Raw genomic sequence first — 26,040 nt, forward strand, 5'->3', positions numbered from 1 at the left:
GCTGTAGTTCCAGCACCCTGGTGCGGCCCTGGGTGGCGGCCTTCTCCAGTGCCGTGTGAAGGAGTTCCCGCCGGTCGACGTCGCCCTGTCGTGGGGCAAGCCGGACGGCGAGCCGAAAGCCTTCCGCCTCCTCTTCGTCGACAAGAAGGGGCGGGCCTACAACCGCAGCGTCTTCAACATGGGCGACTGGAAGCGCGCTCTTGCCGCCGCCGGCGTGATCCCTCCCCGCGAGCGCGGGGCGAGGTATCTCCAGGCGGCCCCGGAGGACGGCATGCACGCCCTCCGGCATGCCTACGCCTCCGTGCTCCTGGACGCGGGGGAGAGCATCAAGGCGCTCTCCGAGTATCTCGGGCACTCGGACCCGGGCTTCACGCTGCGGACGTACACGCACCTGCTGCCGTCCAGCGAGACCCGCACCCGCGAGGCGATCGACGACGCCTTCACAGAAGCCGAGGCCGAAGGCGAGGACGACCGGCCCGGCACCCAGGGCACATCAGCGCCCCCAGCGAAATCCACGTGCCCTCAATGTGCCCTGGCCGCCTGACGGCCTCTCTCCGCACATGGCGAGGGCGGGGTCCGAAAACCCCGCCCGAAACCCCTGAAACCCCAGGTCACGGCCACACGAGGCAATAGGGCTGATGCCCCGCCTCATGAAGGCGATGGCTGAAGTCCTGCCACTCGTGCAGCAGCTGGTACACGTTGAACGCGTCGCGCGGGCCGCCGCGGTCCGGGACCGTGGACCAGATGAAGGCCGCCGCGCCCACCGCCTCCTCGCCGATGCCGCGCAGGGGGTCGACGACGGTCATCGGGAGCTTGACCACCGCGTAGTCGGGGTGCAGGACGACCAGTTCGAGCGGCGGGACCTTGTGGAGGGGGACGCCTTCGATGCCCGTGAGCACCATCGCGGCCATCGTCTCGGGCTTGATCTTGGTGAACATGCCGTTCATGCCGAGTTCGTCGCCGCCGAGTTCCTCGGGGCGCATGGAGATCGGGACGCGGGCCGCCGTCGCACCGTCCGGCGCGCCGAAGTACTTGTACGTCACCCCCACCCGACCACCATTCCTGCTCCCGGCCCGGAGTCGGTCGACCCGCTCGGGCTCACCCGGTACACCCTGTGTCTGACGTGCTTCGGTCGATTCCTCCGCGTCGCGCCGGTGCCTTCCCCGCCGGGCGCGTCGAGGACCCAGGTCATCAGTCCCCTCGCCCAGTCCGCCACCGCGATGCATATCTCCACCCGACTGCTTTTCTAGGACGCGTGGCCCCCGCCGCGCAACCCGATCATCGTGTCAGTGACCTCCCCCACGGCCGCGCGCCGAAACGTGCGGTGAAACACCTGTCCGCAGGATCTTCGCAGCCCCTGATCACCATGCCCCGCAAGAGCTGTGTGTATCAGGTCTCAGTTTCGCAGACGGAGCGGGGTGGAGGAGGATCGATCACGGGGTGCCGCGTCCTACCCTGAGGAAGTCACTGGCAACCGGAAGTCCGAGAAGTCGGAGAAGTCGCACGTCATGAGCGAACTGCCCTATTCATACGAAGCGCCTGTCTCGCAGGCTCTATTCGACCGTGCGGCCGCCGTCACGCCCGGCGGCGTCAACTCGCCGGTGCGGGCCTTCCGCGCCGTGGGCGGGACGCCACGGTTCATGGTGTCCGGCAGCGGACCGTATCTGACGGACGCGGACGGACGGGAGTACGTCGACCTCGTGTGTTCCTGGGGGCCCATGATCCTCGGGCACTCCCACCCCGAGGTGATCGCCGCCGTCCAGGACGCGGTCGCGCGCGGTACGTCCTTCGGAACGCCCGGCGAGGGCGAGGTCGCGCTCGCCGAGGAGATCGTCGGGCGGGTCGGGCCGGTCGAGCAGGTGCGGCTGGTGTCCAGTGGCACCGAGGCGACCATGTCCGCGATCCGGCTCGCGCGCGGGTTCACCGGGCGGACCAAGGTGATCAAGTTCGCCGGGTGTTACCACGGTCACGTCGACGCCCTGCTCGCCGCAGCGGGCAGCGGTCTGGCCACCTTCGCCCTGCCGGACACCCCGGGCGTCACCGGCGCCCAGGCCGGCGACACCATCGTCCTGCCGTACAACGACCTCGAAGCCGTGCACGCCGCCTTCCACGCCCACCCCGGCGAGATCGCGTGTGTGATCACCGAGGCGTCGCCCGGCAACATGGGCGTCGTACCGCCTATGCCGGGCTTCAACCAGGGCCTGAAGGACGCGTGCGCGCAGAACGGGGCGCTCTTCGTCTCCGACGAGGTGATGACCGGCTTCCGTACCAGCCGCTCCGGCTGGTACGGCGTCGACGGCGTCGTGCCCGACCTGATGACCTTCGGCAAGGTGATGGGCGGTGGCTTCCCCGCCGCCGCCTTCGGCGGGCGCGCGGACGTCATGGCGCACCTCGCCCCGGCCGGGCCCGTCTACCAGGCCGGCACCCTCTCCGGGAACCCGGTCGCCACCGCCGCCGGCCTCGCCCAGCTGCGGCTGCTCGACGACGCCGCGTACACCAAGGTCGACGAGGTGTCGCGGCAGATCCAGGCGCTGGTCGGCGAGGCGCTCACCAAGGAGGGCGTCGCGCACACCCTGCAGAACGCCTCCAGCATGTTCTCGGTGTTCTTCACCGACCGCGCCGTGCGCGACTACGAGGACGCCAAGGCGCAGGCCTCGTACCGCTTCACCGCCTTCTTCCACGCCATGCTGGCGAACGGCGTCTATCTGCCGCCGTCCGCCTTCGAGTCCTGGTTCGTCTCCACCGCGCACGACGAGCGCGCGGTGCAGCGGATCGCCGACGCCCTCCCGGCGGCGGCCCGCGCGGCCGCGGAGGCCACGGCATGAGCGCGCGGGACATCACCGTCGTCCATGTGATGCGGCACGGCGAGGTCGCCAACCCGGACGGGGTGCTGTACGGGCGGCTGCCCGGGTACCACCTGTCCGAGCTCGGGCGGCAGATGGCCGACCGGGTCGCCGAGCACCTCGCCTCCCGTGACGTGACGTACGTCGTGGCGTCTCCGCTGGAGCGGGCGCAGGAGACGGCGACGCCGATCGCCAAGGCGCACGGGCTGGACCTGGCGACCGACCCGCGGCTGATCGAGGCCGACAACGTCTTCCAGGGCAAGACCTTCGGCGTGGGCGACGGTGCGCTGCGCAGCCCCGGGAACTGGAAGCACCTGGTCAACCCGTTCCGGCCGTCCTGGGGCGAGCCGTACGTCGAGCAGGTCATCCGGATGATGGGCGCCCTGGACGCGGCGAAGGACGCGGCGCGCGGTCACGAGGCGGTGCTGGTGAGCCACCAGCTGCCGATCTGGATCGTGCGGTCGTACGTCGAGAAGCGGCGGCTGTGGCACGACCCGCGTCGCCGGCAGTGCACGCTCGCGTCGCTGACGTCCTTCACGTACGAGGGTGACCGGATCGTGTCCGTCGGTTACAGCGAGCCAGCCCGTGACCTCGTCCCGCCGCATCTGCTGGCCGGTGCCAAGCCGGTGAAGGGCAAGGACAAGGCTTTCGGGGCGTAGCCGTCCACTGTGACGAATTCGTTCACTGTGACGACTTCGTTGCCGTTGTTCCGAATCATTGGCCGACAGGCGGAACCTCCCTGTTCGTCGCGCTGTCTGTCTGGGTGACACCACGGAGCGCAACGGACGGGGATGGCATGCCTCACATCAGTCGACGGGGAGCGATGGGTCTCGGCGCGGGAGCCGCGGCCGCCCTGGGGCTCGCGGGATGCGGCACCCTCACTTCCTCGGACGGTCCCGGCCGCTCGGGAGGTTCCGGGCGGAGTCCGGAAGGCAGCCCGGAGAGCAGTCCGAAGCCCACCGCCCGCCCGATCGGCGACGGCTCGACCTCCTTCACGGGCAAGCAGCCGAAGCAGCCCGCCGCGCCGGTGCCGCTGGAGCCCGGTCAGACCCCGCCGCAGTTCGTGGTGTTCTCCTGGGACGGCGCCGGCGAGGTGGGCAACGGGCTCTTCCCCCGCTTCCTCGACCTCGCCAGGGAGCACGAGGCGCACATGACCTTCTTCCTCTCGGGGCTGTATCTGCTGCCCGAGTCGAAGAAGCGGCGCTACGACCCGCCGAACAACCTGCGCGGTGCCTCCGACATCGGCTATCTCACCGACGCGCACATCAAGGACACCCTCACCAATGTGCGGCGCGCCTGGCTGGAGGGCCACGAGATAGGCACCCACTTCAACGGGCACTTCTGCGCGGGGTCCGGCTCGGTCGCCCACTGGACGCCGCAGCAGTGGCGCAGCGAGATCGGCCAGGCCAGGTCGTTCGTGAAGGAGTGGCGGACCAACAGCGGCTGGACCGATCTGCCCTCGCTGCCCTTCGACTACGACAAGGAGCTCGTCGGCGGCCGCACGCCCTGCCTGCTCGGTCAGGACAGCCTGCTGCCCACCGCGCGCGAGCTGGGCTGGCGCTACGACGCGTCGTCGCCGGGCGGCCGGCAGGTCTGGCCGCAGAAGAAACAGGGCATTTGGGATCTTCCGCTCCAGCAGATACCTTTTCCCGGGCGCTCGTTCGAGGTCCTGTCGATGGACTACAACATGCTCGCCAACCAGTCGGTGAACTCCACCAACGCCCCCGCGCACAACTACCCGGGGTGGCGCGAGCAGTCCGCGCAGGCCTACATCCAGGGCTTCCGGCGGGCATATGAGACAAATCGTGCACCCTTCTTCGTCGGCAACCACTTCGAGCAGTGGAACGGCGGCATATACATGGACGCCGTGGAGGAAGCCCTCACGCACATCGCGCGGGAGCGGGACAAGGGCGAGGACGTCCGGCTGGTCTCCTTCCGGCAGTTCGTGGACTGGCTCGACGTGCAGGAGCCCGAGGTCCTCGACCAGTTGCGCACGCTGGACGTGGGGCAGGCCCCCGCCGGTGGCTGGAAGGGCTTCGTCGAGGCGCCCGCGACCAGCACCGCGGAGACCCGGAACGCTGCCTGAAATGCGGGTGTCCGCCCCCGAGGGGGGTGCGCAAGATCCCCAGAACGGGCATGCGAAACTTTTCACATGAGTGCCGCCCGTCGCGCCCGCAGCCGTACCGCCCTGCTCGCCACCTCCGGCGCCGCCGCCGCCGCGCTGCTGCTGTCCGCGTGCGGCTCCGGCGGTACGTCCGGGGGCGGCGGCGAAACCAACTTCGTCGCGGGGGCCGACGGCATCGACACCGCCGGCAAGGGCGAGCGGGCACCGGCGCCCGACCTGTCCGGGAAGACCATCGACGGCAAGCAGCTCGACGTCGCCGACTACAAGGGCAAGGTCGTCGTCCTCAACGTGTGGGGCTCGTGGTGCGCCCCCTGCCGGGCCGAGGCCAAGAACCTCGAAACGGTCTACCAGGACACCAAGGACCAGGGCGTGCAGTTCGTCGGCATCAACACACGGGACACCAGCACCGGTCCGGCGCTCGCCTTCGAGAAGGAGTTCGGCGTCACCTACCCGAGCCTGTACGACCCGGCGGGCAGGCTGATGCTCCGGTTCGAGAAGGGCACGCTCAACCCGCAGGCCATCCCGTCCACGCTCGTCATCGACCGGGACGGCAAGGTCGCCGCGCGCACGCTCCAGCCGCTGAGCGAGGAGAAGATGCGCGAGATGCTCGACCCGGTCCTCGCGGAGAAGTGACGTGACCGCAGTGACCGAGCTCGCCGCCACCGGGCTCAACGACACCGTGCGCAGCGGCGCGCTGCTGCTGGCCCTGCCCGTCGCGCTCCTCGGCGGCCTGGTCTCCTTCTTCTCCCCGTGCGTCCTGCCGCTCGTCCCCGGCTACCTCTCGTACGTCACCGGGGTCACCGGCACCGACCTCGCCGAGGCCCGGCGGGGCCGGATGGTCGTCGGTGCCTCGCTCTTCGTGCTCGGCTTCACCGCCGTCTTCGTCTCCGGCGGCGCGCTGTTCGGCTACTTCGGCTCGACGCTGATGGAGCACCAGAGCACGCTGACGAAGGTGCTCGGTGTGCTCATGGTCCTCATGGGTGTCTTCTTCATGGGGCTGATGCCCTGGCTCACCCAGCGGGAGTTCCGCTTCCACACCCGGCCGACGACCGGGCTCGTCGGCGCCCCGCTGCTGGGCGCACTGTTCGGCATCGGCTGGACACCTTGCATCGGCCCGACCCTCGCCTCCGTGCTCGCGCTCTCCTCCAACCAGGCCAGCGCGGGCCGCGGGGCCATCCTGACCATCGCCTACTGCCTCGGCCTCGGCGTCCCCTTCGTGCTCGCCGCGGTCGCCTTCCGCAAGGCCCTCGGTGCCTTCGGCTGGGTCAAGCGTCACTATGTGTGGGTGATGCGCATCGGCGGGATCATGATGATCGCGACCGGTGTGCTGCTGCTGACCGGGGCGTGGGACCGCCTGGTGCAGGAGATGCAGACCTGGTCCAACGGCTTCACTGTGGGGATCTGATCGATGAGCAAGACCACGGCAAGGGTGACGGGCGCTCCTGAGGACCGGGCCCCGGACCAGAGCCCGGACCAGGACCTCGGCGCGGCCGGCTCGCAGCTGTCCACCGCGCCCGCCGAGGAGGCGCCGAACCTTCCCGCCCTCGGCGTCGTCGGCTGGGCCCGCTGGTTCTGGCGGCAGCTGACCTCCATGCGGGTCGCGCTGCTGCTGCTCCTGCTGCTGTCCCTGGCCGCGATCCCCGGCTCGCTGATCCCGCAGACCGGAGTCGACGCGACCCAGGTCGCCGACTTCCGCAAGCGGCACGAGACCCTCGCGCCGATCTACGACACCCTCGGCCTCTTCCACGTCTACAGCTCGGTGTGGTTCTCCGCGATCTACATCCTGCTGTTCGTCTCCCTCATCGGCTGCATCGTCCCGCGCACCTGGCAGTTCGCCGGACAGCTGCGCGGCCGCCCGCCGGCGGCGCCCCGCCGCCTGACCCGGCTGCCCGCCTACACCACCTGGCGCACCGGGGCCGAACCCGAGCAGGTCCGCGAGGCGGCGCTCACCCTGCTGAACAAGCGCCGCTTCCGCGCCCACCTCGCCGGTGACGCGGTCGCCGCGGAGAAGGGCTATCTGCGGGAGGTCGGCAACCTCGCCTTCCACGTCGCCCTGATCGTGATGCTGATCGCCTTCGCGTGGGGCCAGCTGTTCAAGTCCGAGGGCAACAAGCTGATCCTGGAGGGCGACGGCTTCGCCAACACCCTCACGCAGTACGACGACTTCAAGTCCGGCAACCTCTTCACGACGGACGATCTGGACCCGTTCAGCTTCACCCTCAACGACTTCCACGGCACCTACGAGGCCACCGGCCCCAACCGGGGCACCCCGCGCACCTTCGAGGCGAGCCTCACCTACGGCGTCGGCGCCTTCGGCAAGGAGCAGGACAAGACCGTCAAGGTCAACGAGCCGCTGGAGATCGACGGCTCCAAGGTCTACCTGGTCAGCCACGGCTACGCCCCGATCGTCACCGTCCGGGACGCCAAGGGGAACGTCGTGATGGACAAGGAGGCCGTGCCGCTGCTGCCGCTGGACGCCAACGTCACCTCCTCCGGCGCGATCATGGTGAGGGACGGCTACCGCAACGCCGCGGGGGAGAAGGAGCAGCTCGGCTTCAACGCCTTCTTCGTGCCCAGCTTCGCCGGTGAGGGCCACGGCACGATGCTGTCCCAGTTCCCGGCGCTGCTGAACCCGCGGCTCGCGCTGTCGGCGTACCACGGCGACCTGGGCGTGAACTCGGGCATCCCCAAGAGCGTCTACCAGCTCGACAAGAGCCACATGAAGGAGTTCAAGGACTCCAAGGGCAAGCTGTTCAAGCAGCGGCTGGCGGTCGGCGAGACGATGACGCTGCCGAACGGGGCCGGCTCGGTCACCTTCGAGGGCGTCAAGGAGTGGGCCGGCTTCCAGATCACCCAGCAGCCCGGCAGTGGCTGGGCGCTGACCGGAGCCGTCGCCGCGATCCTGGGCCTGGCCGCCTCCCTGTTCGTGCAGCGCCGCCGCGTGTGGGTGCGTGCGGTGCGGGGTGACGACGGCGTCACCGTGGTGGAGATGGCCGGTCTCGGCCGGAGCGAGTCCGCGAAGGTGCCGGAGGAGCTCGGCGACCTCGCCGCGACGCTGTACGAGAAGGCGCCGGGCGCGCCGGACACCGAAGACCACCCCGCGGATTCCCCGGAACCCGACCCCGACCCCGACCCCGACCCCGACCCCGACCCCGATGCCGTACCTGCCGAAGGGGCTGAGAAGTGACTCTCGCCGCCGCGACCAATGAGAACCTCGCGGACCTCAGCAACACGCTGATCTACTCCGCGATGGCCGTCTACACCCTGGCCTTCTTCGCCTACATCACCGAATGGATCTTCGGCAGCCGCAGCAAGGTCGGCCGCACCGCCGCCGCGCTCACCGCCACCAAGGCGGCCGCCGCCGAGGCCCCGGCCGTGACGGTGCGGAACGCCGGCGGGACCGCCGTCCTGGAGCGGCCGAAGGTCGTCGTCCGGGCCGCGGCCGGCGCCCGTGACGTGCCGGACGGGCCCGGCGCGCACGGAGGGGACGAGAAGGGCGACCTCTACGGGCGTATCGCGGTGTCCCTCACCGTGCTCGCGTTCCTCATCGAGTTCGGTGGTGTGCTCACCCGGGCCCTGTCGGTGCAGCGGGCGCCGTGGGGCAACATGTACGAGTTCAACATCACCTTCTCCACCGTCGCCGTCGGCGTGTACCTCGTGCTGCTCGCGCTGAGGAAGAACGTCCGCTGGCTCGGCCTTCCCCTGATCACGTCGATCCTCCTCGACCTGGGCGTGGCCGTCACCGTCCTGTACACCGAGAGCGACCAGCTGGTTCCCGCCCTGCACTCGTACTGGCTGTACATCCACGTCTCCACGGCGATCCTGTGCGGTGCCGTCTTCTACGTCGGCGCGGTCTCCACGCTGCTCTACCTGTTCCGCGACTCCTACGAGAACAAGCTCGCGGGCGGCGGCACGCCGGGCCGGTTCGCCACTTCCGTCCTGGAGCGGCTGCCCGCCGCGTCCTCCCTGGACAAGTTCTCCTACCGGGTCAACGCCGCCGTCTTCCCGCTGTGGACGTTCACGATCATCGCGGGCGCGATCTGGGCGGGCGACGCGTGGGGCCGCTACTGGGGCTGGGACCCCAAGGAGACCTGGTCGTTCATCACCTGGGTCGCCTACGCCGGTTACCTGCACGCCCGTGCCACGGCCGGCTGGAAGGGCCGCAAGGCCGCGTACCTGGCGCTGATCGCCTTCGGGTGCTGGTTGTTCAACTACTACGGCGTCAACATCTTCGTCTCCGGCAAGCACTCGTACGCCGACGTCGGGCTGAGCGCCCTTCGGTCCGTCGGGTTCTGAGCCCCGCGCACCGGCGAGACGATCCCCGGCGCCGAGGTGGTCCGCGGCGTCGAGGACTCCGTGGGCCGCGAGGGCGTCGCGGTCACCCGGACCGGCGACGGCGAACGCGAGGAGCTGATCTTCGACGACGAGACGTTCACCTTCCTCGGCGAGCGGGAGCTCGATGCCGGCGGCTCGGTGTACGGCACGAGCGCGGTCCTGGAGCGCGCGGTCGTCGACAGGGTGGGGCAGCGCCCTTAACACGTGCGCGACCTGCCGCGACGGGTCAGGCTGGTGTCATGAGCGGTTCCATCGAGCAGGGCATCAGCCAGACCCACGGGAACACGCACATCCTGCATTTCCTGGTGCGGCTGCCGCGGCCCATGGGAGAGGTCTGGCCCTCGGTGGCCTCCGCCGAGGGGCTCGCGGCCTGGTTCACCCCCGCCGACGTGCTCGAACCTCACCTCGGCGGAGCGGTCACCCTGCGTGACCTGGGGCCCGGGGAGGTGACCGCCTGGGATGTCGACCGGGTCGCCGAGTACACCCTGGAGGGCGGCGGCCGTATCCGCTTCCACCTGGAACGGGACGGGGAACAGGGCAGCGCGCTGCGGTTCACCCATGAGTTCGAGGGGGAGCAGGAGACGGAGGGCGGCTGGCGTTCCCGCTTCCAGCGGCTGATCGAGGTGCTTCAGGCGGGGCCCCCGTGACGGGCACCGGCTCATTCCACCGCGGTCGAGTACTGTCTTTCGAGTACGGCGTAGTCCGCGAAGCTGCGGCGGTAGCGGGTGTGGCGGGTCTCCTGGGTGTGCTTGCGCTGCCACTCCTCGACGTCCTCGGGGTGCCGGCGCGGACCGGACCTCGCCCCGCAGTCCGCCTCGTCGCCCGAGACGCAGTATGCCTCGTACTCCGGCTGGGCAGAGGGGTCCTGGACGATGGAGTACGGCACGTAGCGGAAGAGCCGGCGGCCTGTGGACCGTTCGTTCACCGCCCGCACGCCCGCGCTGAGGCGCTCCTCGGGTGTCGCGGGCCTGATCCTCGCCGGATCCGCCTCCCACTCCCGGCCACCGCCGACGCGGCGCAGCAGCGCGTACGGTCCGATCTTTGCCTGGAATTCGCCGACCTTGCTCGTCTGGGGGTCGAACACGAGCGTTCCCCGTTCCATGCGTGCACCTTTCGTCACTCTGGGTGTATCGAGCGTGGCGGAGGGGAACAGCCGCAATCAACGTGCGAAGCGTGCCAGTTGGTCACTGTCACGGAGGGGGTGCCGTGTCCAGGCGCAATGCGGAGGGGGCCTCGGGGGCCACGAATGCCGCGCTGTTCGGTGAGGTGCTGCGGCATTTCCGGGAGGAGGCCCTGCTCACGCAGGAGGCGCTGGCGAAGGAGATCCCCTGCGACCGGTCCCATGTGGCGCGGGTCGAGGCGGGCACGCGAGTGCCGCAGGAGGGCTTCGCGAAGAAGTGCGACGAAGTGCTCCGCACCGGCGGGGTGTTGGGGCGGCTGTGGCGGAGGGTCGACTGGTATCCGCAGGTGGAGCATCCGGACTGGTTCCGCCGCAGGGCCGAGATGGACGCGGTGGCGGTGAGCCTGCGGGAGTATCAGGAGCGGGTGATTCCCGGGTTGTTGCAGACGGAGGACTACGCTCGGGCGCTGTTCTCACGTGTCGCGAGCGGTGAGGAGGTCGAGGAACGCGTCCGTGCTCGACTGAGCCGACAGCAGCGCTTCCTCGCCGAAGGCGGCCCCTTCTACGTCGTCGTCCTGGACGAGAGCTGTCTGCGCAACGTGGTGGGATCACCGCAGGTCATGCGGGACCAGTGCGAGCACCTGCTGAACGTCGGACGGCGTTCCAACATCCGGGTCCAGGTGGCCCCGGCGAGCTTCGCCGCGTTGCTGCGTCCCAACGTCTCCATGTCGTTGATCGAGCTGCCCGACGGGCATCGATGGGTCTACTCGGAATCGGTTGACCAGGGCCATTTCAGCGACGATCCAGCCGTCTACAGGCGTCACAGCCACGCCTATGATGTGCTCAGGGCCGACGGCCTGTCAGCCCGCGAGTCCGTCGCCGTCATCGGTGACGCGATGGAAGGGTACGAGCGGCATGAACAGGCACGAACTCAGCGCAGTGACCTGGAAGAAGAGCAGCTACAGCGGGGAAAACGGCGGCAACTGCGTCGAAGTGGCCCCCGAATTCCCCGGCACCGCCGTCCCCGTCCGCGACAGCAAGACCCCTGACGGTCCCGTGCTGTTCATACCGCGTAGCGCCTGGGCGGCGTTCACCGCGTCGCTCGGTTGAGGCGGAGGCGTTCTCAGGAGTCGTCGCGCTTCTTGCGGTCGTCCTCGTCCCGGTCCGGGTCGGGGTCCTTGTCGAGCGACTTCAGGAAGTCCGGGTTGTCGTCCGGGGCGACCCACTGCCGCGACCGGCCGCCGCCCCGCACGCCGGACCAGCCGTCGGCGGCCGGCGAGCGCTTCTTGCCCGCGATCAGCCAGGAGATCGAGCCGACCAGCGGGAACAGCAGCACCAGGATCGCCCACAGCGGCTTCGGGATGTGCCGGATGTCCTTCTCGTCCGTGCTGATGCAGTCGATGAACGCGTAGACGCTCAGCGCCAGCGGTACGACGAACATCAGGATCCGGAGCATCGGCAGTCACCTCGTGGTACGGCGGTCGGGGGCCGCGCACACGGCCCCCGTGACGGGGCCAGGGTAGCCCCTCGGGGATACTTGACCGCATGGCTTACGACGATCTTCGCTCCCTGCTCAGGGCACTGGAGCGCGAGGGGGACCTGAAGCGCATCAAGGTGGAGGTCGACCCGCATCTGGAGGTCGGGGAGATCGTCGACCGGGTGCAGAAGGCGGGCGGCCCCGCACTGCTCTTCGAGAAGGTGAAGGGCTCGTCCATGCCCCTCGCCATGAACGTGTTCGGAACCGACCGGCGGCTTTTGAAGGCGCTGGGGCTGAAGTCGTACGGCGAGATCTCGCAGAAGATCGGCGGGCTGCTCAAGCCCGAGCTGCCGCACGGGTTCGTCGGTGTGCGCGAGGCCTTCGGCAAGCTCGGCACCATGACGCACGTGCCGCCGAAGAAGGTCAAGGACGGCCCGGTGCAGGAGGTCGTGCTGACCGGGGACGACGTCGACCTGGAGCAACTGCCCGCCCTGTTCACCTGGCCCAAGGACGGCGGCTCCTTCTTCAACCTGGGCCTGACCCACACCAAGGACCCGGAGACCGGCGTCCGCAACCTCGGCCTGTACCGCCTCCAGCGCCACGACAGGCGCACCATCGGCATGCACTGGCAGATCCACAAGGACAGCCGCAACCACTACCAGGTGGCGGCCCGGCGCGGCGAGCGGCTGCCGGTCGCGATCGCCTTCGGCTGCCCGCCCGCCGTGACGTACGCCTCCACCGCGCCGCTCCCCGGCGACATCGACGAGTACCTGTTCGCCGGGTTCCTCGCGGGCAAGCGGATCGAGATGGTCGACTGCAAGACCGTGCCGCTGCAGGTGCCGGCGCAGGCGGAGGTCGTCGTCGAGGGCTGGCTGGAGCCCGGCGAGATGCTGCCCGAGGGGCCGTTCGGCGACCACACCGGCTTCTACACGCCGCAGGAGCCGTTCCCGGCGCTGAAGATCGACTGCGTGACGATGCGGAAGCGGCCGCTGCTGCAGTCGATCGTCGTGGGCCGGCCGCCGACCGAGGACGGACCCCTGGGGCGGGCGACCGAGCGGTTCTTCCTCCCGCTGCTGAAGATCATCGTGCCGGACATCGTGGACTACCACTTGCCCGAGGCCGGCGGCTTCCACAACTGCGCGATCGTCTCGATCGACAAGAAGTACCCCAAGCACGCGCAGAAGGTCATGCACGCGATCTGGGGCGCGCACATGATGTCCCTGACCAAGCTGATCGTGGTCGTCGACTCCGACTGCGACGTGCACGACCTGCACGAGGTCGCCTGGCGGGCCCTCGGCAACACCGACTACGCCCGCGACCTCAGCGTCGTCGAGGGCCCCGTCGACCATCTCGACCACGCCTCCTACCAGCAGTTCTGGGGCGGCAAGGCGGGCATCGACGCGACGAAGAAGTGGCCGGAGGAGGGGTACACGCGCGACGGGGGATGGCCCGACATGGTGGAGTCCGACCCGGAGACGGCGGCCAAGGTGGACCGCCGCTGGAGGGAGTACGGCCTGTGAGTTCCGTATCCGCCGCGCTGCCCCGGCCGGGGCGCACCAAGGCCTTCCTGCGGCTGGTGATGATCGAGCACTCGGTCTTCGCCCTGCCCTTCGCCTACATCGCCGCCCTCACGGCGATGTACGAGTGGGACCGCAACATCCACTGGGGCCGTCTGCTCCTGGTCACCGTCTGCATGGTCGGTCTGCGCACCTTCGCCATGGCCGTCAACCGGATCATCGACCGCGAGATCGACGCCCGGAACCCGCGCACGGCCCAGCGCGAGCTGGTCACCGGCGCGATGTCGGTACGGCACGCCTGGACCGGTGCCCTGATCGCCCTGGTCGTCTTCCTCGGCGCGGCGGCGCTGCTGAACCCCCTGTGCCTGGCCCTCGCCCCCGTCGCGGTCATCCCGATGGTGATCTACCCCTACGGCAAGCGGTTCACCAATTTCCCCCAGGCCATCCTGGGCCTCGCCCAGGCGATGGGCCCGGTCGGCGGCTGGCTGGCGATCAGCGGCGCCTGGTCCTGGGAGGCCGTGATCCTCGGTCTCGCCGTCGGCATCTGGATCGGCGGCTTCGACCTGATCTACGCCTGCCAGGACGTCGAGACCGACCGCGAGATCGGCGTGATGTCGGTGCCGGCCCGCTTCGGCATCCCGGCGGCGATCTGGGCGGCCCGCGTGTGCCACACCCTGACGACGGGCCTGTTCGTCTGGTACGCCCTGGCCACCGGCGCCGGCGCGTTCTTCTGGCTGGGCCTGCTGATCGTCGCGGGCGCGTTCGTCTACGAGCACACGATCGTCCGCCCGCACGACCTGTCCCGGCTGAACCGGGCTTTCTTCTCGGTCAACGGCTTCATCGGGATCGCCCTGTTCGTGTGCGCGCTGCTGGATCTTCTGGTTCGGGGACTGACGGTGTGAGTACGGTGCCGCCTGCCATCGAGGTCAGGACCCCAGGGAGGCCACCGTGACCGTCTCGGGCATCGACCGCCTGCACTCGCAGCTCAGCAAGCTGGAGGACCTGTTCCCCGGCCATCTGACGGAGATGGTCGAGGGCAGCATCGTGATGGACCCGGTCGGGGCGTTTCACGGGAGGACCATCCAGCGGCTGTGGTCCATCGTGGAAGGCCAGTTGCCGCCCGGCTGGGCCGTGGTGAGCGATGTCGCCTTCCCCTTTGGCGACGCCAATGAGTTCTGTCCCGACCTCGCTGTCATTCCGGCCGAGGCGGAGGCCGAGAACCGCGCCGCGTACCCGGCCGACCTGATCGAGCTCGTTGCCGAGGTGGTGTCCCCGGAGAGCGTCCGCCGCGACTACGAGCTCAAGCCCCGCTGGTACGCCTCCCGTGGCATCGCCAGCTACCTGGTGCTCGACCCCCTCCAGGGGCACATCGTGGCGATGTGGAATCCCGGCCCTGACGGCTACCGCGGCCGAGACCTCATCCCGTAAGGCCCCGATCTCTCCGTGGACACCTCGCTGGGCAAGCTGACGCTCCCCACCGGTCGGCTCCCCGTCGGCCCCAAGGCAGCCGACCCGTCCTGAGGTCCGCGCCGCCCACCGGTACGCTCAAGATGTGAACGCAGGGGAATCGCAGCGCGCGCCTTGGATCGTGGGGGTGTCCGGAGCTTCCGGTACGCCGTACGCCGCTGCCGTGCTGCGCGCGTTGCTGGATGCCGGGGAGAGCGTCGACCTCGTCGTCAGCCGGGCCTCGCGGCTCACCCTCCTGGACGAGACGGGGCTCTCGTTCCGGGACGCGCACTGGCGCAGCGACCTGCGGGAATGGCTGGCCAGGGGGGCCGACGGCAAGCCCGACACCTTCGCCGTGGACCTCGACGGCGTACGGCACTGGAGCGCGGGCGACCTGGCCGCCGGGCCGTCCTCCGGGTCGTACCCCGCGAAGGGGATGCTCATCGTGCCCGCCTCCACCGCCTGCGTGGCGGGGGTCGCCCTGGGGCTCTCCAAGGACCTGCTGCAACGGGCCGCGAGCGTCACCCTGAAGGAGGGACGACCGCTGGTGGTCGCCGTGCGGGAGGCACCGCTCGGCGGGCAGACGCTGCGCCACCTCGTCTCCCTGGACGACGCCGGCGCGGCCGTCGTACCCGCCTCGCCCGCCTTCTACGCGGGCGCCACCCACATCCAGGACCTCGTCGACTTCGTCGCCGGACGGGTCCTCGACGCGGCCGGCGTCCCCCACACCCTCTACCGCCGCTGGGCCGGCGAACTCGGCGGCGGTTCGCGCGCCACCTGAGCCTCACCCTTCATCCATCAGCAACTCCTCAGACCTCTTCAGCGGAAGGCTTCGATCGCATGGACGCCGTGGACAGGCAGCTCATCCAGGCCCTGAGGGAGAACGGCCGGGCCTCCTACGCGGAGCTGGGGCGCCTCGTCGGACTGTCGGGGCCCAGCGTCACCGACCGCATCAACCGGCTGGAGGCGGCCGGCGTCATCACCGGCTACCGCGCCACCGTGGACGCCGCCTCGCTCGGCCTCGGCGTGATCGCCCTGATCGGCATCTCGCTCTCCGACGCCGCCGACCACGAGGACGTGGCGCAGCGGCTGCGGGACCTGCCGGAGATCGAGGACTGCTGGTTCATCGCCGGTGACGACTCGTACATGCTCAAGGTGCGGGCGACCGACGTGGACGGGCTGGAGAAGATCATCCGCAGGCTCTCCGGCACCAAGGGCGTCTCCCGCACCCGTACCACCATCGTGCTGTCCACGAAGTGGGAGAACAGGGTGGGTGAGCTGCCGGAGGAGGTGTAGGCGTACCTTTGGCGGAGGCCGTCGGAAGAAAGGTGTGCGCATGGATGTCGGGCTCAAGCGCGAGCTGGAGCAGAAGGTCCGCTCCGGTGAGCGGCTGACTCGCGAGGACGGCATCGCGCTGTACGAGTCGGACGACCTGGCCTGGCTGGGCGGCCTCGCCCACGAGGTGCGCACGCGCAAGAACGGCGACGTGGTCCACTTCAACGTCAACCGCCACCTCAACATGACCAACGTCTGCACGGCCTCCTGCGCGTACTGCTCCTTCCAGCGCAAGCCGGGGGAGAAGGACGCGTACACGATGCGCATCGAGGAGGCCGTGAAGCTCGCCAAGGCGATGGAGGCGGACAACCTCACCGAACTGCACATCGTCAACGGCCTGCACCCCAACCTGCCGTGGCGCTACTACCCGCGCTCCCTGCGCGAGTTGAAGGCCGCGCTGCCGAACGTCTCCCTGAAGGCCTTCACCGCCACCGAGATCCACCACTTCGAGACGATCTCCGGCCTGTCGGCCTCCGAGATCCTCGACGAGCTGATCGACGCCGGTCTGGAGTCGCTCACCGGCGGTGGCGCCGAGATCTTCGACTGGGAGGTCCGGCAGCACATCGTGGACCACCGCACGCACTGGGAGGACTGGTCGCGCATCCACCGGCTGGCCCACGAGAAGGGGCTCAAGACCCCCTCGACCATGCTCTACGGCCACATCGAGGAGCCCCGCCACCGCGTCGACCACGTACTGCGGCTGCGTGAACTCCAGGACGAGACCGACGGCTTCAAGGTCTTCATCCCGCTGCGCTACCAGCACGACTTCGTCGACATGAAGGACGGCAAGGTACGCAACCGGCTCCAGGCCCGCACGGCCATGGCGACCCCGCTGGAGGCCCTGAAGACCTTCGCCGTCTCCCGGCTGCTCTTCGACAACGTGCAGCACGTCAAGGTCTTCTGGGTGATGCACGGCGTCCAGACCGCCCAGCTCGCCCTCCAGCACGGCGCGGACGACATGGACGGCTCGGTCGTCGAGTACAAGATCACACACGACGCCGACAACTACGGCACGCCCAGCAAGCTCACCCGCGACGACCTGCTGGACCTGATCCGCGACGCGGGCTTCCGCCCGGTGGAGCGCAACACGCGGTACGAGATCATCCGCGAGTTCGGGGGTCCCGACCCCGCGCGCCGCGAGGCGCCGCAGCCGATGCGGATCTGACGTACCGGGCGCCCTGCCCCCCTCGGGTCGCGGTCCCGCGTCCCCGAAGGTGGGTACCCGGCGGTCGTGAGCAGCTCACCCGAGGACCAGTACACCGCCGAGCCCTTCGTGCCCGAGCGCGCCGGGCTCGCGGAGCTGCGTGAGGCCGCCGCCGGCTGCCGGGGCTGCCCCCTGCACCGAGAGGCCACGCAGACCGTGTTCGGTGCCGGGGCCGGGGACGCCCGCGTCATGCTCGTCGGCGAGCAACCCGGCGACCAGGAGGACCGCCAGGGCCGGCCCTTCGTGGGCCCCGCCGGGAAGCTGCTCGACCGGGCGCTCGCGGAGGCCGGGATCGACCCCGGTGAGACGTATGTCACCAACGCCGTCAAGCACTTCAAGTTCACCCGGGCGGAACCCCGTAAGCGGCGCATCCACAAGGCGCCCAGCCTGCGCGAGATGACCGCCTGCGGTCCGTGGCTCGCCGCCGAGCTGGCCCTCGTCGGGCCCGAGCTGATCGTGGTGCTGGGCGCGACCGCGGGCAAGGCGCTGCTGGGCTCGTCGTTCCGGGTGACGCAGGTGCGGGGGACCGTTCTGGAGGAGGAGATCCACGGGCACCGCGAGCGGCTGGTGCCGACCGTGCATCCGTCGTCGGTGCTGCGCGCGGACGACCGGGAGGCGGCGTACCAGGGGCTGGTCTCGGACCTCGGGGTGGCGGCGCGCGTACTTTCGTAATGGGTAGCATGCGCGCATGTCCCTTACGTTCACGCTGGATCCCGCCGTCGACCGCTCCCTTCGTGACGAGATCCTCGACCTGTGGACCGACGTGTCCAACGCCGGCGGCTCCGTCGGATTCGTCCCTCCCGTGACCCGGGAGGCGGTCCGGCCGGAGCTGGTGAAACACCTGGTGGCCATGGTCGAGGGGCGGACCCGGCTGCTGGTCGGGCGGGACGGGGACGGGCGGGTCGCCGCGACCGCGTTCCTCACGTTCAACACGCACCGGCTGATGACCCACTGGGTGTGGCTGTACACGGTGATGGTGCACCCGCGGCACCAGGGCAAGGGATACGGCCGGGACCTTCTGGCCGCCGCGGCGGACGCCGCCCGCGGGTTCGGGGGGATCGAGGCGATACGGCTGACCTGCCGGGGCGGGCTGGGGCTGGAGCGCTTCTACGGCTCCTGCGGGTACAAGGAGGTCGGCCGCATCCCCGACGCGATCCGGGTCGCCCCCGGCGACGACCGCGACGACGTGATCATGCTGCTGCCGCTGGGCTGACCCCCTTTCAAGATCGGTGCGACGGCGTGCTTCACTGGACGGTGCCCTTTGGGTAGTTCTGGCCGTTCGAAACGGAAGAGTGGATTGAGATGCTCCGCTACACGCTGATGCGCCTCGGAATCTTCGTGGGCTGCCTCGTGGTCGTCTGGGGCCTCGTCTACTCCGGTGCCGCCCCGCGCGGGCTCGGTGCCTCCAACGGCGTCTGGGTGGTGCTGCTCGCGCTCGTGATCTCCGCCCCGATCAGCTTCGTCGTGCTGCGCAAGGAGCGGGACCGGGCGTCCGAGCGGATCGTGCAGAAGGTGGAACGCGTCAAGGCCGGCTACGAGGCCAACCGCAGCCAGGAGGACGGCGCCGACGACGCGGCGCGGGCGCAGGGGTAGATCTCCCGAAGGGTCCTTGTCCGCATTCATAAGGCAATGCTGGCTGTGTGCCTGTCAAAGTAAGGCTTTGAGTATCTCAAAGCTCCGGTGTTAAGGTCTGCGCATGAAGTCATCAGCCGCGCCCGCCATGCCCGAGAGCATGCCCGTGTGCCCGCTGCTGGTGGCGCGTCTGCACGTGGACCTCTGCTGGTGCGCGTCCGCGATCTGTCGCCCCTGACGTTCCGCGACGCCCGTCCCCACGTCAGCCCCCGCGCACCCCTCACCGGAGCATGTCCGTGTCCACGCACACGCAGTCCTTCAGGCTGCCCTTCAATGTCCCCTTCTGGGCCCAGATACTCCTCGGCCTCGCCCTCGGCGTCCTGCTCGGCTGGACGGCCAGGAGCCAGGACATGTCCTGGCTCGTCACCACCCTGGAGAAGGTCGGCGACACCTTCATAGGCCTGCTGAAGCTCGCCGTCGCCCCGCTCGTCTTCTTCGCGATCCTGGTGTCGATCACCAATCTGCGGAAGGTCAACAACGCGGCCCGCCTGGCGTCCCGCACCCTCCTCTGGTTCATGGTCACCTCGCTGATCGCGGTGGCCGTCGGTCTCGCCATCGGCCTGGTCACCAACCCCGGCGCCGGAACCGGCCTCACCCCCAAGGACGGTGAGCTGCCCGAGAGGACCGGCTCCTGGATCGACTTCCTCACCGGCATCGTGCCGACCGACGTGATCACGCCGTTCACCGAACTGAACGTGCTCCAGATCGTCTTCATGGCCGCCGTCGCCGGCATCGCCGCCCTCCAGCTCGGCGAGAGGGCCCAGCCGATCCTCACCCTCAGCGCGTCCGTCCTCGAACTCCTGCAGAAGGCCCTGTGGTGGGTCATCCGCCTCGCCCCGCTCGGCACCGTGGGCCTCATCGGCACGGCCATCGCCACCTACGGCTGGGACCTGCTCGGCAAGTACGCCACCTTCACCGCCGACATCTACGTCGGCTGCGCGATCGTGCTGTTCGTGGTCTACCCGGCGCTGCTCGCCACCGTCGCCAAGGTCAACCCGCTCCAGTTCTTCAAGGGCGCCTGGCCCGCGATCCAGCTGGCCTTCGTCTCCCGCTCGTCCGTGGGCACCATGCCGCTCACCCAGAAGGTCACCGAGCGCCTCGGCGTACCGAAGGAGTACGCGTCCTTCGCCGTGCCGTTCGGCGCGACCACCAAGATGGACGGCTGCGCCGCGATCTACCCGGCCATCGCCGCGATCTTCGTCGCACAGATCTTCGACATCCCGCTCGGGACCGGCGACTACCTGCTCATCGCGTTCGTGTCGGTGGTCGGCTCCGCCGCCACAGCCGGCCTGACCGGCGCGACGGTCATGCTGACGCTCACCCTGTCCACGCTCGGCCTGCCCTTGGAGGGCGTCGGCCTGCTGCTCGCCATCGACCCGATCCTGGACATGATGAGGACGGCCACGAACGTGGCAGGGCAGGCCCTGGTGCCGGTCGTCGTCTCGGCCCGTGAGGGGCTGCTCGACCGCGAGGCGTACGACAACGCGGGCAGCTCACCCGTGGAGGAGCGGGAACGGGTGGCCGTCGCCGCCTGACCGGTACTGACCGGCCGCCTGCCGCGCGGACCGTACGCTAAGCCGCATGGGTGCCGTGAAGACCAAGCGGATGCCGCGTGCGGTCCGTGAGCAGCAGATGCTGGACGCCGCCGTGCAGATCTTCGGGCAGCGGGGGTACATCGCGGCGTCGATGGACGACATCGCCGAACTCGCCGGCGTGTCCAAGCCGTTGGTGTACCTCTACCTCAACTCCAAGGACGACCTCTTCACGGCCTGCATCCGCCGCGAGGCCCAGGCGCTGTTCGACGCCGTCCAGGCCGGAGTCCGGCCCGGCCGGCCGGCCGACCGCCAACTGTGGGACGGGCTGCTGGCGTTCTTCACGCACACCGCCCAGCACCCCGACGGCTGGTCCGTGCTGCACCTCCAGGCGCGCACCCACGGCGAGGCGTTCGCCGCCGAGGTCACCGCGGTGCGCGCGGACATCGTCGCCTTCGTCACCCGGCTGATCGCCGAGGCCGCCCGCGAGGCACACCAGGACCCGCAGCTGCCCGAGCACGAGGTCGCCGGGCTCGCCCAGGCCCTGGTAGGCGCCGCCGAGTCACTCGCCGACTGGGCCAACGCCACCCCGCCCGTGACGGCCCGGCAGGCGACGGCGACCCTGATGAACTTCGCCTGGTCCGGGCTCGGCGAACTCATGGCGGGGCGCCGCTGGTCACCGCCCGGGGTCTGAGTCGTGCGGCTGCCGGTCTCGCCTGGTGTGGGGTCGGTGGGGTCGGTGGGGTCGGTGGGCTGATGGCCGGGCGCCGCCGGTCACCGGCTGGGGTCTGAGTCGTGCGGCTGCCGGTCTCGCCGGGTGTGGGCTCGGTGGGCTGATGGCGGGGCGCCGCCGGTCACCGCCCGGGGTCTGAGTCGTGCGGCTGGGCGGTCCGGCCGGGTGCGGGTGTGGTGGGCTGATGGCGGGGCGCCGCTGGTCACCGCCCGGGGTATGAGTCGTGCGGCTGGAGGATCCCGTCCCGTGCGGGGTCGGTGGGCCTATGGCCGGGGGTTGTTGGTCAGTGCCCGTCCGAGCCGAGCGGCTGGACGGTTCCGTCGACGTGCAGCCGGTCGCCTCGGCGCAGGGTGAAGCGGCCGTCCCCGGCGGCGTACTCCACCGTCGCCGGCAGCAGCACCGGAGCCCGGAACTCCGCCCGGACCAGCACCGCCTCGGACGTGCCGTGCGCGGCGAGGCAGCGGGCGACCGTCCACATGCCGTGCGCGATCGGGCGCGGGAAGCCGAACAGGCGGGCGGTGAGGGGGTGCAGGTGGATGGGGTTGCGGTCGCCCGAGACGGCGGCGTACCGCCGGCCGATGTCCTCGCCGAGCCGCCACTCGGTGCCCGGGGGCAGCGGCTCGGGCTTCTCGGGCACGGGCACGGGCGGCTGCACGGTGTCGGTGTGGTGCCGGGCCAGATAGGTGCTCCGCGACTCCCAGACGACCTCGCGGCCGGCCCGCGCCTCCGTCACCACCGTCGCCTCGGTCCCGCGCCGGTGCGGTGCCAGTCCGGCGACGCGCACGGCGAGTTCGTACTCGTCTCCGGCGGAAAGGGCGGTGTGGCGGGTGAGGTCGATCGAGGTGTGGACCAGGCCGAGCAGCGGGAGCGGGAAGTCCCTGCCGCCCAGCAGGCGCATGGCCAGCGGGAAGGCCAGGACGTGCGGATAGGTGAGCGGGAGCGCGTCGTCGCCGGTGGGGAAGCCGCACCCCCGCTCGTAGGCGGTGAGCCGGGCCGGGTCGACGCGGACACCGGACCGTACGAGCCGGGTGCGGGGGAAGTGGGCGTCCGGCCGGGGGCGTTTGAAGGGGGAGCGGAGGGCGCCGGTGACGAGCGGGAGATGGTCAGCCATGGCCACAACGGTTTCCCCGTTCCCTTCTCGCTGCCTTGCTCTTGCGTAAGGTTACCGTAGGTAAACACAGGTGGCGCAAGGCCTCCGGGACTCCACAGGCCCGACTCCGGAGCATCTTCGAACCCGCACAACCTCCCCACGTGGGAGCCGTACGATCTGCCACCTGAGCTGCCGCGAACGCCCCAGCACGCACCGCCGGTGAACGCCTCCGTACGCGCCGCGCGTACCTCATGCAGCGAAGCAGTACCGCGCCGCAGGCCCCAGGAGCTGCCATGCCCATCTCGTACTCGTCCTCGTCCGTTCCGCCACAGACGTCGGCGGCGTCGCTGGACTACGACCCGGACAGCGGGCCGGTTCCCGTCGAGCCCGAGATTCGGCGGCTGGACGGCGAGGTGCGGGAGGTGGCCGTACCGCCGCTCGTGCCGCCGGTGTCCCACGGCTCGCTGGCCGACCTGCCGTTCGAGAACGCCGCCGTGGCGCCGGACCGTCCGGTGCTCAGCCGCCGTGGCGACGACGGGAGCTGGGCGGACGTGACGGCGGCGGAGTTCGCCGCGCAGGTGCTGGCCGTGGCCAAGGGAATGATCGCCGAAGGCCTGGTGCCGGGCGACCGGATCGCGATCATGGCGCAGACGTCGTACGAGTGGACGCTCCTCGACTTCGCGGCCTGGGCGGCCGGACTGGTGAGCGTCCCGGTGTACCCCACCTCCTCCGTGTTCCAGACCCGCTGGATCCTCCAGGACTCCGGCGCGGTCGCCCTGGCGACCCAGACGGCCGGACAGGCCGCGGCGATCGGGCCCGAACTCCCGCATCTGCCCGACCTGCGCCACCTGTGGGTCATCGAGAAGGGCCACGTGGAACGGCTCGCGGAGCTGGGGCAGCCGGTGCCGGACACCGAGGTCGACGTACGCCGCGGGATGCTGGGCCCGGACACCCTGGCGACCCTCGTCCACACCTCGGGCACCACGGGCCGGCCCAAAGGCTGCGCGCTGACCCACGGCAACTTCCTGGCGGAGGTCGACAACGCGGTCGAGCTGCTCTACCCGGTCTTCAAGGCGCGGACGAGCGAGGAGGCGTCCACCCTCCTGTTCCTGCCGCTGTCCCATGTGTTCGGCCGGATGGTGGCCGTGGCCTGCGTGCGCGCCCGGGTCCGGCTGGGGCACGCGCCCAGCCTGAAGGCGCAGGACCTGCTGGCCGACCTCGCGGCGTTCCGGCCCACGTTCCTGCTGGCCATCCCGTACATGCTGGAGAAGGTCTACAACAACGCCCGCGCCACCGCCGAACGCGGCGGCAGGGCAGCGGCGTTCGACCGCGCCGCGAAGATCGCCCGCCGCTACGGCGAGGCGGCCGTGGCCCGGGCGAGCGGCACCGGCCCCGGTCCCGGGGCCGCCCTGAAGGCGTCCCGCGCCCTCTACGACCCACTGGTCTACCGCCGGATCCGCAACGCCCTCGGCGGCAGGATCCGCTACGTCGTCTGCGGCGGCTCCCCGCTCGGCCGCGACCTGGCCGCGTTCTACGCGGGCGCGGGCATCGACGTGTACGAGGGCTACGGGCTGTCCGAGACGACCGGCGCGGCGACCGTGACCCCGCCGCTCAAACCCCGGCTCGGCACGGTCGGCTGGCCGCTGCCGGGCACCCGGGTGCGGATCGCGGCGGACGGCGAGATCCTGCTCGCCGGGGGCCAGGTCCTGCGCGGCTACTGGGACCCGCACGCGGGCGGGGTGGTGCCGGCGGCGCCGGACGGCTGGTTCCCGACCGGCGACATCGGCCGGCTGGACGACGAGGGTTACCTCACCATCACCGGCCGCAAGAAGGAGATCCTGATCACCGCGGGCGGCAAGAACATGGCGCCGGCGCCGCTGGAGAACTGGCTCCGCTCGCACCCTCTGATCTCCCACTGCCTCGTCCTCGGTGACCGCCGCCCCTACATCACCGCCCTGATCACCCTCGACGCCGACGGCATCACCCACTGGCGGCAGATGAACGGCAAGCACCCGGTGCCGCCCGAACTCCTCGTCGACGACGAGGAACTGCGCGGCGTTCTGCAACGCGCGGTCGAGGAGGCCAACCGGCTCGTCTCCCGGCCCGAGTCCATCCGCCGCTTCATCGTCCTGCCCACCGACTTCACCGAGGCGGCGGGCCATCTGACCCCGTCCATGAAGCTCCGCCGGGAGGCGATCCTGCGCGACTTCGCAGGCGAGGTGGAGGCCATGTACGACGGGTGAGCCACGTCACATCGGCACCGCGGTCACATCCTCACCGCGTCCCTCCCGCGCGCGTCCCGTCCCCCGGGCCCACCACCTGCTGCGCCACCAGCCCCTCCCCCCGTCCGCCCTGCCCAAGCACCTCACCGCGGATCAGTGAACACACCCGTACGACCAGACGACGCGCCGCTGGGATCCCGCCGGTTCAGGCGTTCCTGCGGGCGATCAGGAGTGCCTGCGGGGTGGTCTCCCTGACGTTCGGGTCGGGTTCCCGCACCGTTCGGGAGTGGAGGGTGAACCCTGTCCGGGTGAGGAGGGCGGCCATCCGGTCCGGGTCGCGGCGCTGGAAGTCCAGGGAGACCGGCCGGCCGAAGGGGCGGTCGACGCGGAGGGGGGCGTCGCCCGCCTGGAAGGCGAGGAGGAGGTGGCCGCCGGGGGCGAGGACGCGGGCGTACTCCTCGAAGAGCGTGGGGAGCCGGCCGGCGGGGGTGTGGACGGAGGAGTAGAAGGACACCACGCCCGCCAGCCGGCCGTCGGGGATGTCCAGGTCCGTCATCGAGCCCTGTATGAAACGCAGGGCGGGGTTCGCGCGGCGGGCGACGGTCAGCATCGCCGCGGAGAGGTCGAGACCGAACACGCGCAGGCCCAGTGAGGCGAGGTACGCCGTGACGAGCCCCGGGCCGCAGCCGAGGTCGGCGACCTCGCCGCCGGTGCCGACCAGCTCGGCGTACGCCGTGAGGAGCGCCCGCTCCAAGGGCCTGCCGGTGAGTTCGTCGCGGAAGAGGTGGGCGTAGTCCTCGGCTATCGCGTCGTAGAAGTGCTGGACGGATTCCGTGGTGGTGGGCGCTTCTTCGGTCATGGGGGGTGACGGTAGTGGCCGGGCGGGGCAGCTGTGCGGTGTTTCGTCACGCCCTCCGGAGCCAGGTCGCCCTCGCAATTCCCGGAGAACTCATCTTCGCGCGGTGGCCTCTTGCGGTGGCCCCTTGCAGTTTCCTCTTGCAAGGGGAAGGCGGGAGTGGTGCGGGAAAGGCAGGAGCCCCGTCGCCGGATGGCGCGGGGCTCCTTGGGTACTGCACTCGATCCTGGATCAGAGGATCAGACCGGGGTGACGTTCTCCGCCTGCGGGCCCTTCGGGCCCTGGGTCACGTCGAAGGTCACGTGCTGGTTCTCCTCAAGGGACCGGAAGCCGGTCGCGTTGATCGCGGAGTAGTGGACGAAGACGTCGGGGCCGCCGCCTTCCTGGGCGATGAAACCAAAGCCCTTTTCGGCGTTGAACCACTTCACGGTTCCGGTAGCCATAAGCCCTCCTTGGGCCCAAAGGGTTGCCCTGCTCCAGAACCAGCAAGTGTGAAGATTGAGTTCTGCACAACTGCATATGTCCGAGAACGTCGAGAGCCCGCGGTCACATGCTCCGCAGGCTCTGTACTGC

At 70.2% G+C, this 26,040-nt stretch carries 30 protein-coding genes and 1 pseudogene; 25 read left to right on the forward strand and 6 right to left on the reverse strand.

The window, feature by feature from the left end; all coding sequences use genetic code 11:
• Positions 1–43: 43 nt before the first annotated feature.
• Positions 44–544: pseudogene (locus tag ACGF8A_RS27070) on the forward strand (tyrosine-type recombinase/integrase); the annotation flags it as partial.
• Positions 545–611: 67 nt separating this feature from the next.
• On the opposite strand, the gene ACGF8A_RS27075 reads toward ACGF8A_RS27070, so the two are convergent.
• Positions 612–1,226, reverse strand: coding sequence for a hypothetical protein (locus tag ACGF8A_RS27075; protein WP_393112539.1), 615 nt, complete (start codon positions 1,224–1,226; stop codon positions 612–614).
• A 282-nt stretch (positions 1,227–1,508) separates the two neighbouring features.
• Between ACGF8A_RS27075 and hemL the strand changes: the two genes are divergently transcribed.
• The 9 genes from hemL (at position 1,509) to ACGF8A_RS27120 (ending at position 9,950) form a co-directional block, all read left to right on the forward strand.
• Positions 1,509–2,825 (forward strand): glutamate-1-semialdehyde 2,1-aminomutase, encoded by a 1,317-nt coding sequence (hemL, locus tag ACGF8A_RS27080; RefSeq protein WP_393112541.1) that lies wholly within the window; start codon positions 1,509–1,511, stop codon positions 2,823–2,825.
• Entirely contained in the window at positions 2,822–3,502 is a 681-nt protein-coding gene (locus ACGF8A_RS27085) for a histidine phosphatase family protein (protein ID WP_393112543.1), read from the forward strand. The genes hemL and ACGF8A_RS27085 overlap by 4 nt, the downstream gene beginning before the upstream one ends.
• Before the next feature lie 137 nt (positions 3,503–3,639).
• A complete protein-coding gene (locus tag ACGF8A_RS27090; RefSeq protein ID WP_393112545.1) occupies positions 3,640–4,929 on the forward strand; it encodes a hypothetical protein in 1,290 nt (429 codons plus the stop codon).
• A gap of 66 nt (positions 4,930–4,995) precedes the next feature.
• Entirely contained in the window at positions 4,996–5,601 is a 606-nt protein-coding gene (locus tag ACGF8A_RS27095) for a TlpA family protein disulfide reductase (RefSeq protein WP_393112547.1), read from the forward strand.
• 1 nt (position 5,602) lies between these two features.
• The gene (locus ACGF8A_RS27100; protein WP_393112549.1) at positions 5,603–6,373 is read left to right on the forward strand and encodes a cytochrome c biogenesis CcdA family protein; all 771 of its coding nucleotides are present in this window, start codon (positions 5,603–5,605) and stop codon (positions 6,371–6,373) included.
• 3 nt (positions 6,374–6,376) lie between these two features.
• On the forward strand, positions 6,377–8,155 hold the full coding sequence (locus ACGF8A_RS27105; RefSeq protein WP_393112551.1) for a cytochrome c biogenesis protein ResB: 1,779 nt from the start codon (positions 6,377–6,379) through the stop codon (positions 8,153–8,155).
• Positions 8,152–9,264: a c-type cytochrome biogenesis protein CcsB gene (ccsB, locus tag ACGF8A_RS27110; RefSeq protein WP_393112553.1), complete on the forward strand. Its 1,113-nt coding sequence runs from the start codon at positions 8,152–8,154 to the stop codon at positions 9,262–9,264. Before ACGF8A_RS27105 ends, ccsB begins: the two co-directional genes overlap by 4 nt.
• A 36-nt stretch (positions 9,265–9,300) precedes the next feature.
• On the forward strand, positions 9,301–9,504 hold the full coding sequence (locus ACGF8A_RS27115) for a hypothetical protein (protein WP_393112555.1): 204 nt from the start codon (positions 9,301–9,303) through the stop codon (positions 9,502–9,504).
• Positions 9,505–9,542: 38 nt separating this feature from the next.
• Positions 9,543–9,950 (forward strand): hypothetical protein, encoded by a 408-nt coding sequence (locus ACGF8A_RS27120; RefSeq protein WP_393112557.1) that lies wholly within the window; start codon positions 9,543–9,545, stop codon positions 9,948–9,950.
• A gap of 11 nt (positions 9,951–9,961) precedes the next feature.
• Here the strand turns inward: ACGF8A_RS27120 and ACGF8A_RS27125 are convergent, their stop codons facing one another.
• A complete protein-coding gene (locus ACGF8A_RS27125; protein ID WP_393112559.1) occupies positions 9,962–10,405 on the reverse strand; it encodes a hypothetical protein in 444 nt (147 codons plus the stop codon).
• 104 nt (positions 10,406–10,509) lie between these two features.
• Between ACGF8A_RS27125 and ACGF8A_RS27130 the strand changes: the two genes are divergently transcribed.
• Together ACGF8A_RS27130 and ACGF8A_RS27135 are read left to right on the forward strand one after the other, a co-directional pair.
• Positions 10,510–11,472, forward strand: coding sequence for a Scr1 family TA system antitoxin-like transcriptional regulator (locus ACGF8A_RS27130; RefSeq protein WP_393112561.1), 963 nt, complete (start codon positions 10,510–10,512; stop codon positions 11,470–11,472).
• Positions 11,417–11,533 (forward strand): DUF397 domain-containing protein, encoded by a 117-nt coding sequence (locus ACGF8A_RS27135; RefSeq protein ID WP_393112563.1) that lies wholly within the window; start codon positions 11,417–11,419, stop codon positions 11,531–11,533. Before ACGF8A_RS27130 ends, ACGF8A_RS27135 begins: the two co-directional genes overlap by 56 nt.
• A 13-nt stretch (positions 11,534–11,546) precedes the next feature.
• Here the strand turns inward: ACGF8A_RS27135 and ACGF8A_RS27140 are convergent, their stop codons facing one another.
• The gene (locus ACGF8A_RS27140) at positions 11,547–11,879 is read right to left on the reverse strand and encodes a PLD nuclease N-terminal domain-containing protein (RefSeq protein WP_393112565.1); all 333 of its coding nucleotides are present in this window, start codon (positions 11,877–11,879) and stop codon (positions 11,547–11,549) included.
• Positions 11,880–11,968: 89 nt separating this feature from the next.
• Between ACGF8A_RS27140 and ACGF8A_RS27145 the strand changes: the two genes are divergently transcribed.
• The 12 genes from ACGF8A_RS27145 to ACGF8A_RS27200 all read left to right on the forward strand — a co-directional run bounded on the left by ACGF8A_RS27145 (position 11,969) and on the right by ACGF8A_RS27200 (position 21,260).
• Positions 11,969–13,420, forward strand: coding sequence for a menaquinone biosynthesis decarboxylase (locus ACGF8A_RS27145; RefSeq protein ID WP_393112567.1), 1,452 nt, complete (start codon positions 11,969–11,971; stop codon positions 13,418–13,420).
• Positions 13,417–14,319, forward strand: a complete 903-nt coding sequence (gene mqnP, locus ACGF8A_RS27150) for a menaquinone biosynthesis prenyltransferase MqnP (RefSeq protein ID WP_393112569.1) — start codon at positions 13,417–13,419, stop codon at positions 14,317–14,319. Before ACGF8A_RS27145 ends, mqnP begins: the two co-directional genes overlap by 4 nt.
• Before the next feature lie 46 nt (positions 14,320–14,365).
• Positions 14,366–14,845: a Uma2 family endonuclease gene (locus ACGF8A_RS27155; RefSeq protein ID WP_393112571.1), complete on the forward strand. Its 480-nt coding sequence runs from the start codon at positions 14,366–14,368 to the stop codon at positions 14,843–14,845.
• Positions 14,846–14,969: 124 nt separating this feature from the next.
• The gene (locus ACGF8A_RS27160) at positions 14,970–15,644 is read left to right on the forward strand and encodes a UbiX family flavin prenyltransferase (RefSeq protein ID WP_393112573.1); all 675 of its coding nucleotides are present in this window, start codon (positions 14,970–14,972) and stop codon (positions 15,642–15,644) included.
• A gap of 59 nt (positions 15,645–15,703) precedes the next feature.
• Complete coding sequence (locus tag ACGF8A_RS27165) at positions 15,704–16,159, forward strand: Lrp/AsnC family transcriptional regulator (protein WP_393112575.1); 456 nt, start codon at positions 15,704–15,706, stop codon at positions 16,157–16,159.
• A 40-nt stretch (positions 16,160–16,199) separates the two neighbouring features.
• Positions 16,200–17,363, forward strand: coding sequence for an aminofutalosine synthase MqnE (mqnE, locus tag ACGF8A_RS27170; protein WP_393112577.1), 1,164 nt, complete (start codon positions 16,200–16,202; stop codon positions 17,361–17,363).
• Between the two features lie 66 nt (positions 17,364–17,429).
• Positions 17,430–18,074: a UdgX family uracil-DNA binding protein gene (locus ACGF8A_RS27175; protein ID WP_393112579.1), complete on the forward strand. Its 645-nt coding sequence runs from the start codon at positions 17,430–17,432 to the stop codon at positions 18,072–18,074.
• 16 nt (positions 18,075–18,090) lie between these two features.
• Positions 18,091–18,615: a GNAT family N-acetyltransferase gene (locus tag ACGF8A_RS27180; RefSeq protein ID WP_393112581.1), complete on the forward strand. Its 525-nt coding sequence runs from the start codon at positions 18,091–18,093 to the stop codon at positions 18,613–18,615.
• An 89-nt stretch (positions 18,616–18,704) separates the two neighbouring features.
• On the forward strand, positions 18,705–18,995 hold the full coding sequence (locus ACGF8A_RS27185) for a DUF4229 domain-containing protein (RefSeq protein WP_393112583.1): 291 nt from the start codon (positions 18,705–18,707) through the stop codon (positions 18,993–18,995).
• Positions 18,996–19,122: 127 nt separating this feature from the next.
• Positions 19,123–19,212: a putative leader peptide gene (locus ACGF8A_RS27190; protein ID WP_393112674.1), complete on the forward strand. Its 90-nt coding sequence runs from the start codon at positions 19,123–19,125 to the stop codon at positions 19,210–19,212.
• Positions 19,213–19,264: 52 nt separating this feature from the next.
• Positions 19,265–20,569 (forward strand): dicarboxylate/amino acid:cation symporter, encoded by a 1,305-nt coding sequence (locus ACGF8A_RS27195; RefSeq protein ID WP_393112585.1) that lies wholly within the window; start codon positions 19,265–19,267, stop codon positions 20,567–20,569.
• Between the two features lie 46 nt (positions 20,570–20,615).
• Positions 20,616–21,260, forward strand: coding sequence for a TetR/AcrR family transcriptional regulator (locus tag ACGF8A_RS27200; RefSeq protein WP_393112587.1), 645 nt, complete (start codon positions 20,616–20,618; stop codon positions 21,258–21,260).
• Positions 21,261–21,582: 322 nt separating this feature from the next.
• Here ACGF8A_RS27200 and ACGF8A_RS27205 read toward each other — a convergent pair whose 3' ends face one another.
• Positions 21,583–22,410 (reverse strand): MaoC family dehydratase, encoded by an 828-nt coding sequence (locus ACGF8A_RS27205; protein WP_393112589.1) that lies wholly within the window; start codon positions 22,408–22,410, stop codon positions 21,583–21,585.
• 272 nt (positions 22,411–22,682) lie between these two features.
• Here ACGF8A_RS27205 and ACGF8A_RS27210 point away from each other — a divergent pair, with 272 nt between their 5' ends.
• Positions 22,683–24,632, forward strand: coding sequence for an AMP-dependent synthetase/ligase (locus ACGF8A_RS27210; protein WP_393112591.1), 1,950 nt, complete (start codon positions 22,683–22,685; stop codon positions 24,630–24,632).
• A gap of 184 nt (positions 24,633–24,816) precedes the next feature.
• Here ACGF8A_RS27210 and ACGF8A_RS27215 read toward each other — a convergent pair whose 3' ends face one another.
• Together ACGF8A_RS27215 and ACGF8A_RS27220 are read right to left on the reverse strand one after the other, a co-directional pair.
• Positions 24,817–25,470 (reverse strand): class I SAM-dependent DNA methyltransferase, encoded by a 654-nt coding sequence (locus ACGF8A_RS27215; RefSeq protein ID WP_393112593.1) that lies wholly within the window; start codon positions 25,468–25,470, stop codon positions 24,817–24,819.
• Between the two features lie 236 nt (positions 25,471–25,706).
• Positions 25,707–25,910 (reverse strand): cold-shock protein, encoded by a 204-nt coding sequence (locus tag ACGF8A_RS27220; protein ID WP_189701348.1) that lies wholly within the window; start codon positions 25,908–25,910, stop codon positions 25,707–25,709.
• Positions 25,911–26,040: the final 130 nt, after the last annotated feature.

It is taken from the genome of Streptomyces sp. NPDC047706, from assembly GCF_043204795.1.
In the GTDB taxonomy this organism is placed as follows: Bacteria; Actinomycetota; Actinomycetes; order Streptomycetales; family Streptomycetaceae; genus Streptomyces.

Coding starts and splice junctions, on each gene's coding strand:
- ACGF8A_RS27185 (WP_393112583.1), top strand. CDS start 18,705: ATGCTCCGCTACACGCTGATGCGCCTCGGAATCTTCGTGGGCTGCCTC.
- ACGF8A_RS27075 (WP_393112539.1), bottom strand. CDS start 1,226: ATGCATCGCGGTGGCGGACTGGGCGAGGGGACTGATGACCTGGGTCCT.
- ACGF8A_RS27210 (WP_393112591.1), top strand. CDS start 22,683: ATGCCCATCTCGTACTCGTCCTCGTCCGTTCCGCCACAGACGTCGGCG.
- ACGF8A_RS27200 (WP_393112587.1), top strand. CDS start 20,616: ATGGGTGCCGTGAAGACCAAGCGGATGCCGCGTGCGGTCCGTGAGCAG.
- ACGF8A_RS27205 (WP_393112589.1), bottom strand. CDS start 22,410: ATGGCTGACCATCTCCCGCTCGTCACCGGCGCCCTCCGCTCCCCCTTC.
- ACGF8A_RS27220 (WP_189701348.1), bottom strand. CDS start 25,910: ATGGCTACCGGAACCGTGAAGTGGTTCAACGCCGAAAAGGGCTTTGGT.
- ACGF8A_RS27140 (WP_393112565.1), bottom strand. CDS start 11,879: ATGCTCCGGATCCTGATGTTCGTCGTACCGCTGGCGCTGAGCGTCTAC.
- ACGF8A_RS27120 (WP_393112557.1), top strand. CDS start 9,543: ATGAGCGGTTCCATCGAGCAGGGCATCAGCCAGACCCACGGGAACACG.
- ACGF8A_RS27165 (WP_393112575.1), top strand. CDS start 15,704: ATGGACGCCGTGGACAGGCAGCTCATCCAGGCCCTGAGGGAGAACGGC.
- ACGF8A_RS27095 (WP_393112547.1), top strand. CDS start 4,996: ATGAGTGCCGCCCGTCGCGCCCGCAGCCGTACCGCCCTGCTCGCCACC.
- ACGF8A_RS27215 (WP_393112593.1), bottom strand. CDS start 25,470: ATGACCGAAGAAGCGCCCACCACCACGGAATCCGTCCAGCACTTCTAC.
- ACGF8A_RS27105 (WP_393112551.1), top strand. CDS start 6,377: ATGAGCAAGACCACGGCAAGGGTGACGGGCGCTCCTGAGGACCGGGCC.
- ACGF8A_RS27180 (WP_393112581.1), top strand. CDS start 18,091: ATGTCCCTTACGTTCACGCTGGATCCCGCCGTCGACCGCTCCCTTCGT.
- ACGF8A_RS27090 (WP_393112545.1), top strand. CDS start 3,640: ATGCCTCACATCAGTCGACGGGGAGCGATGGGTCTCGGCGCGGGAGCC.
- ACGF8A_RS27085 (WP_393112543.1), top strand. CDS start 2,822: ATGAGCGCGCGGGACATCACCGTCGTCCATGTGATGCGGCACGGCGAG.
- ACGF8A_RS27190 (WP_393112674.1), top strand. CDS start 19,123: ATGCCCGAGAGCATGCCCGTGTGCCCGCTGCTGGTGGCGCGTCTGCAC.
- ACGF8A_RS27195 (WP_393112585.1), top strand. CDS start 19,265: ATGTCCGTGTCCACGCACACGCAGTCCTTCAGGCTGCCCTTCAATGTC.
- mqnE (WP_393112577.1), top strand. CDS start 16,200: ATGGATGTCGGGCTCAAGCGCGAGCTGGAGCAGAAGGTCCGCTCCGGT.
- ACGF8A_RS27145 (WP_393112567.1), top strand. CDS start 11,969: ATGGCTTACGACGATCTTCGCTCCCTGCTCAGGGCACTGGAGCGCGAG.
- ACGF8A_RS27125 (WP_393112559.1), bottom strand. CDS start 10,405: ATGGAACGGGGAACGCTCGTGTTCGACCCCCAGACGAGCAAGGTCGGC.
- hemL (WP_393112541.1), top strand. CDS start 1,509: ATGAGCGAACTGCCCTATTCATACGAAGCGCCTGTCTCGCAGGCTCTA.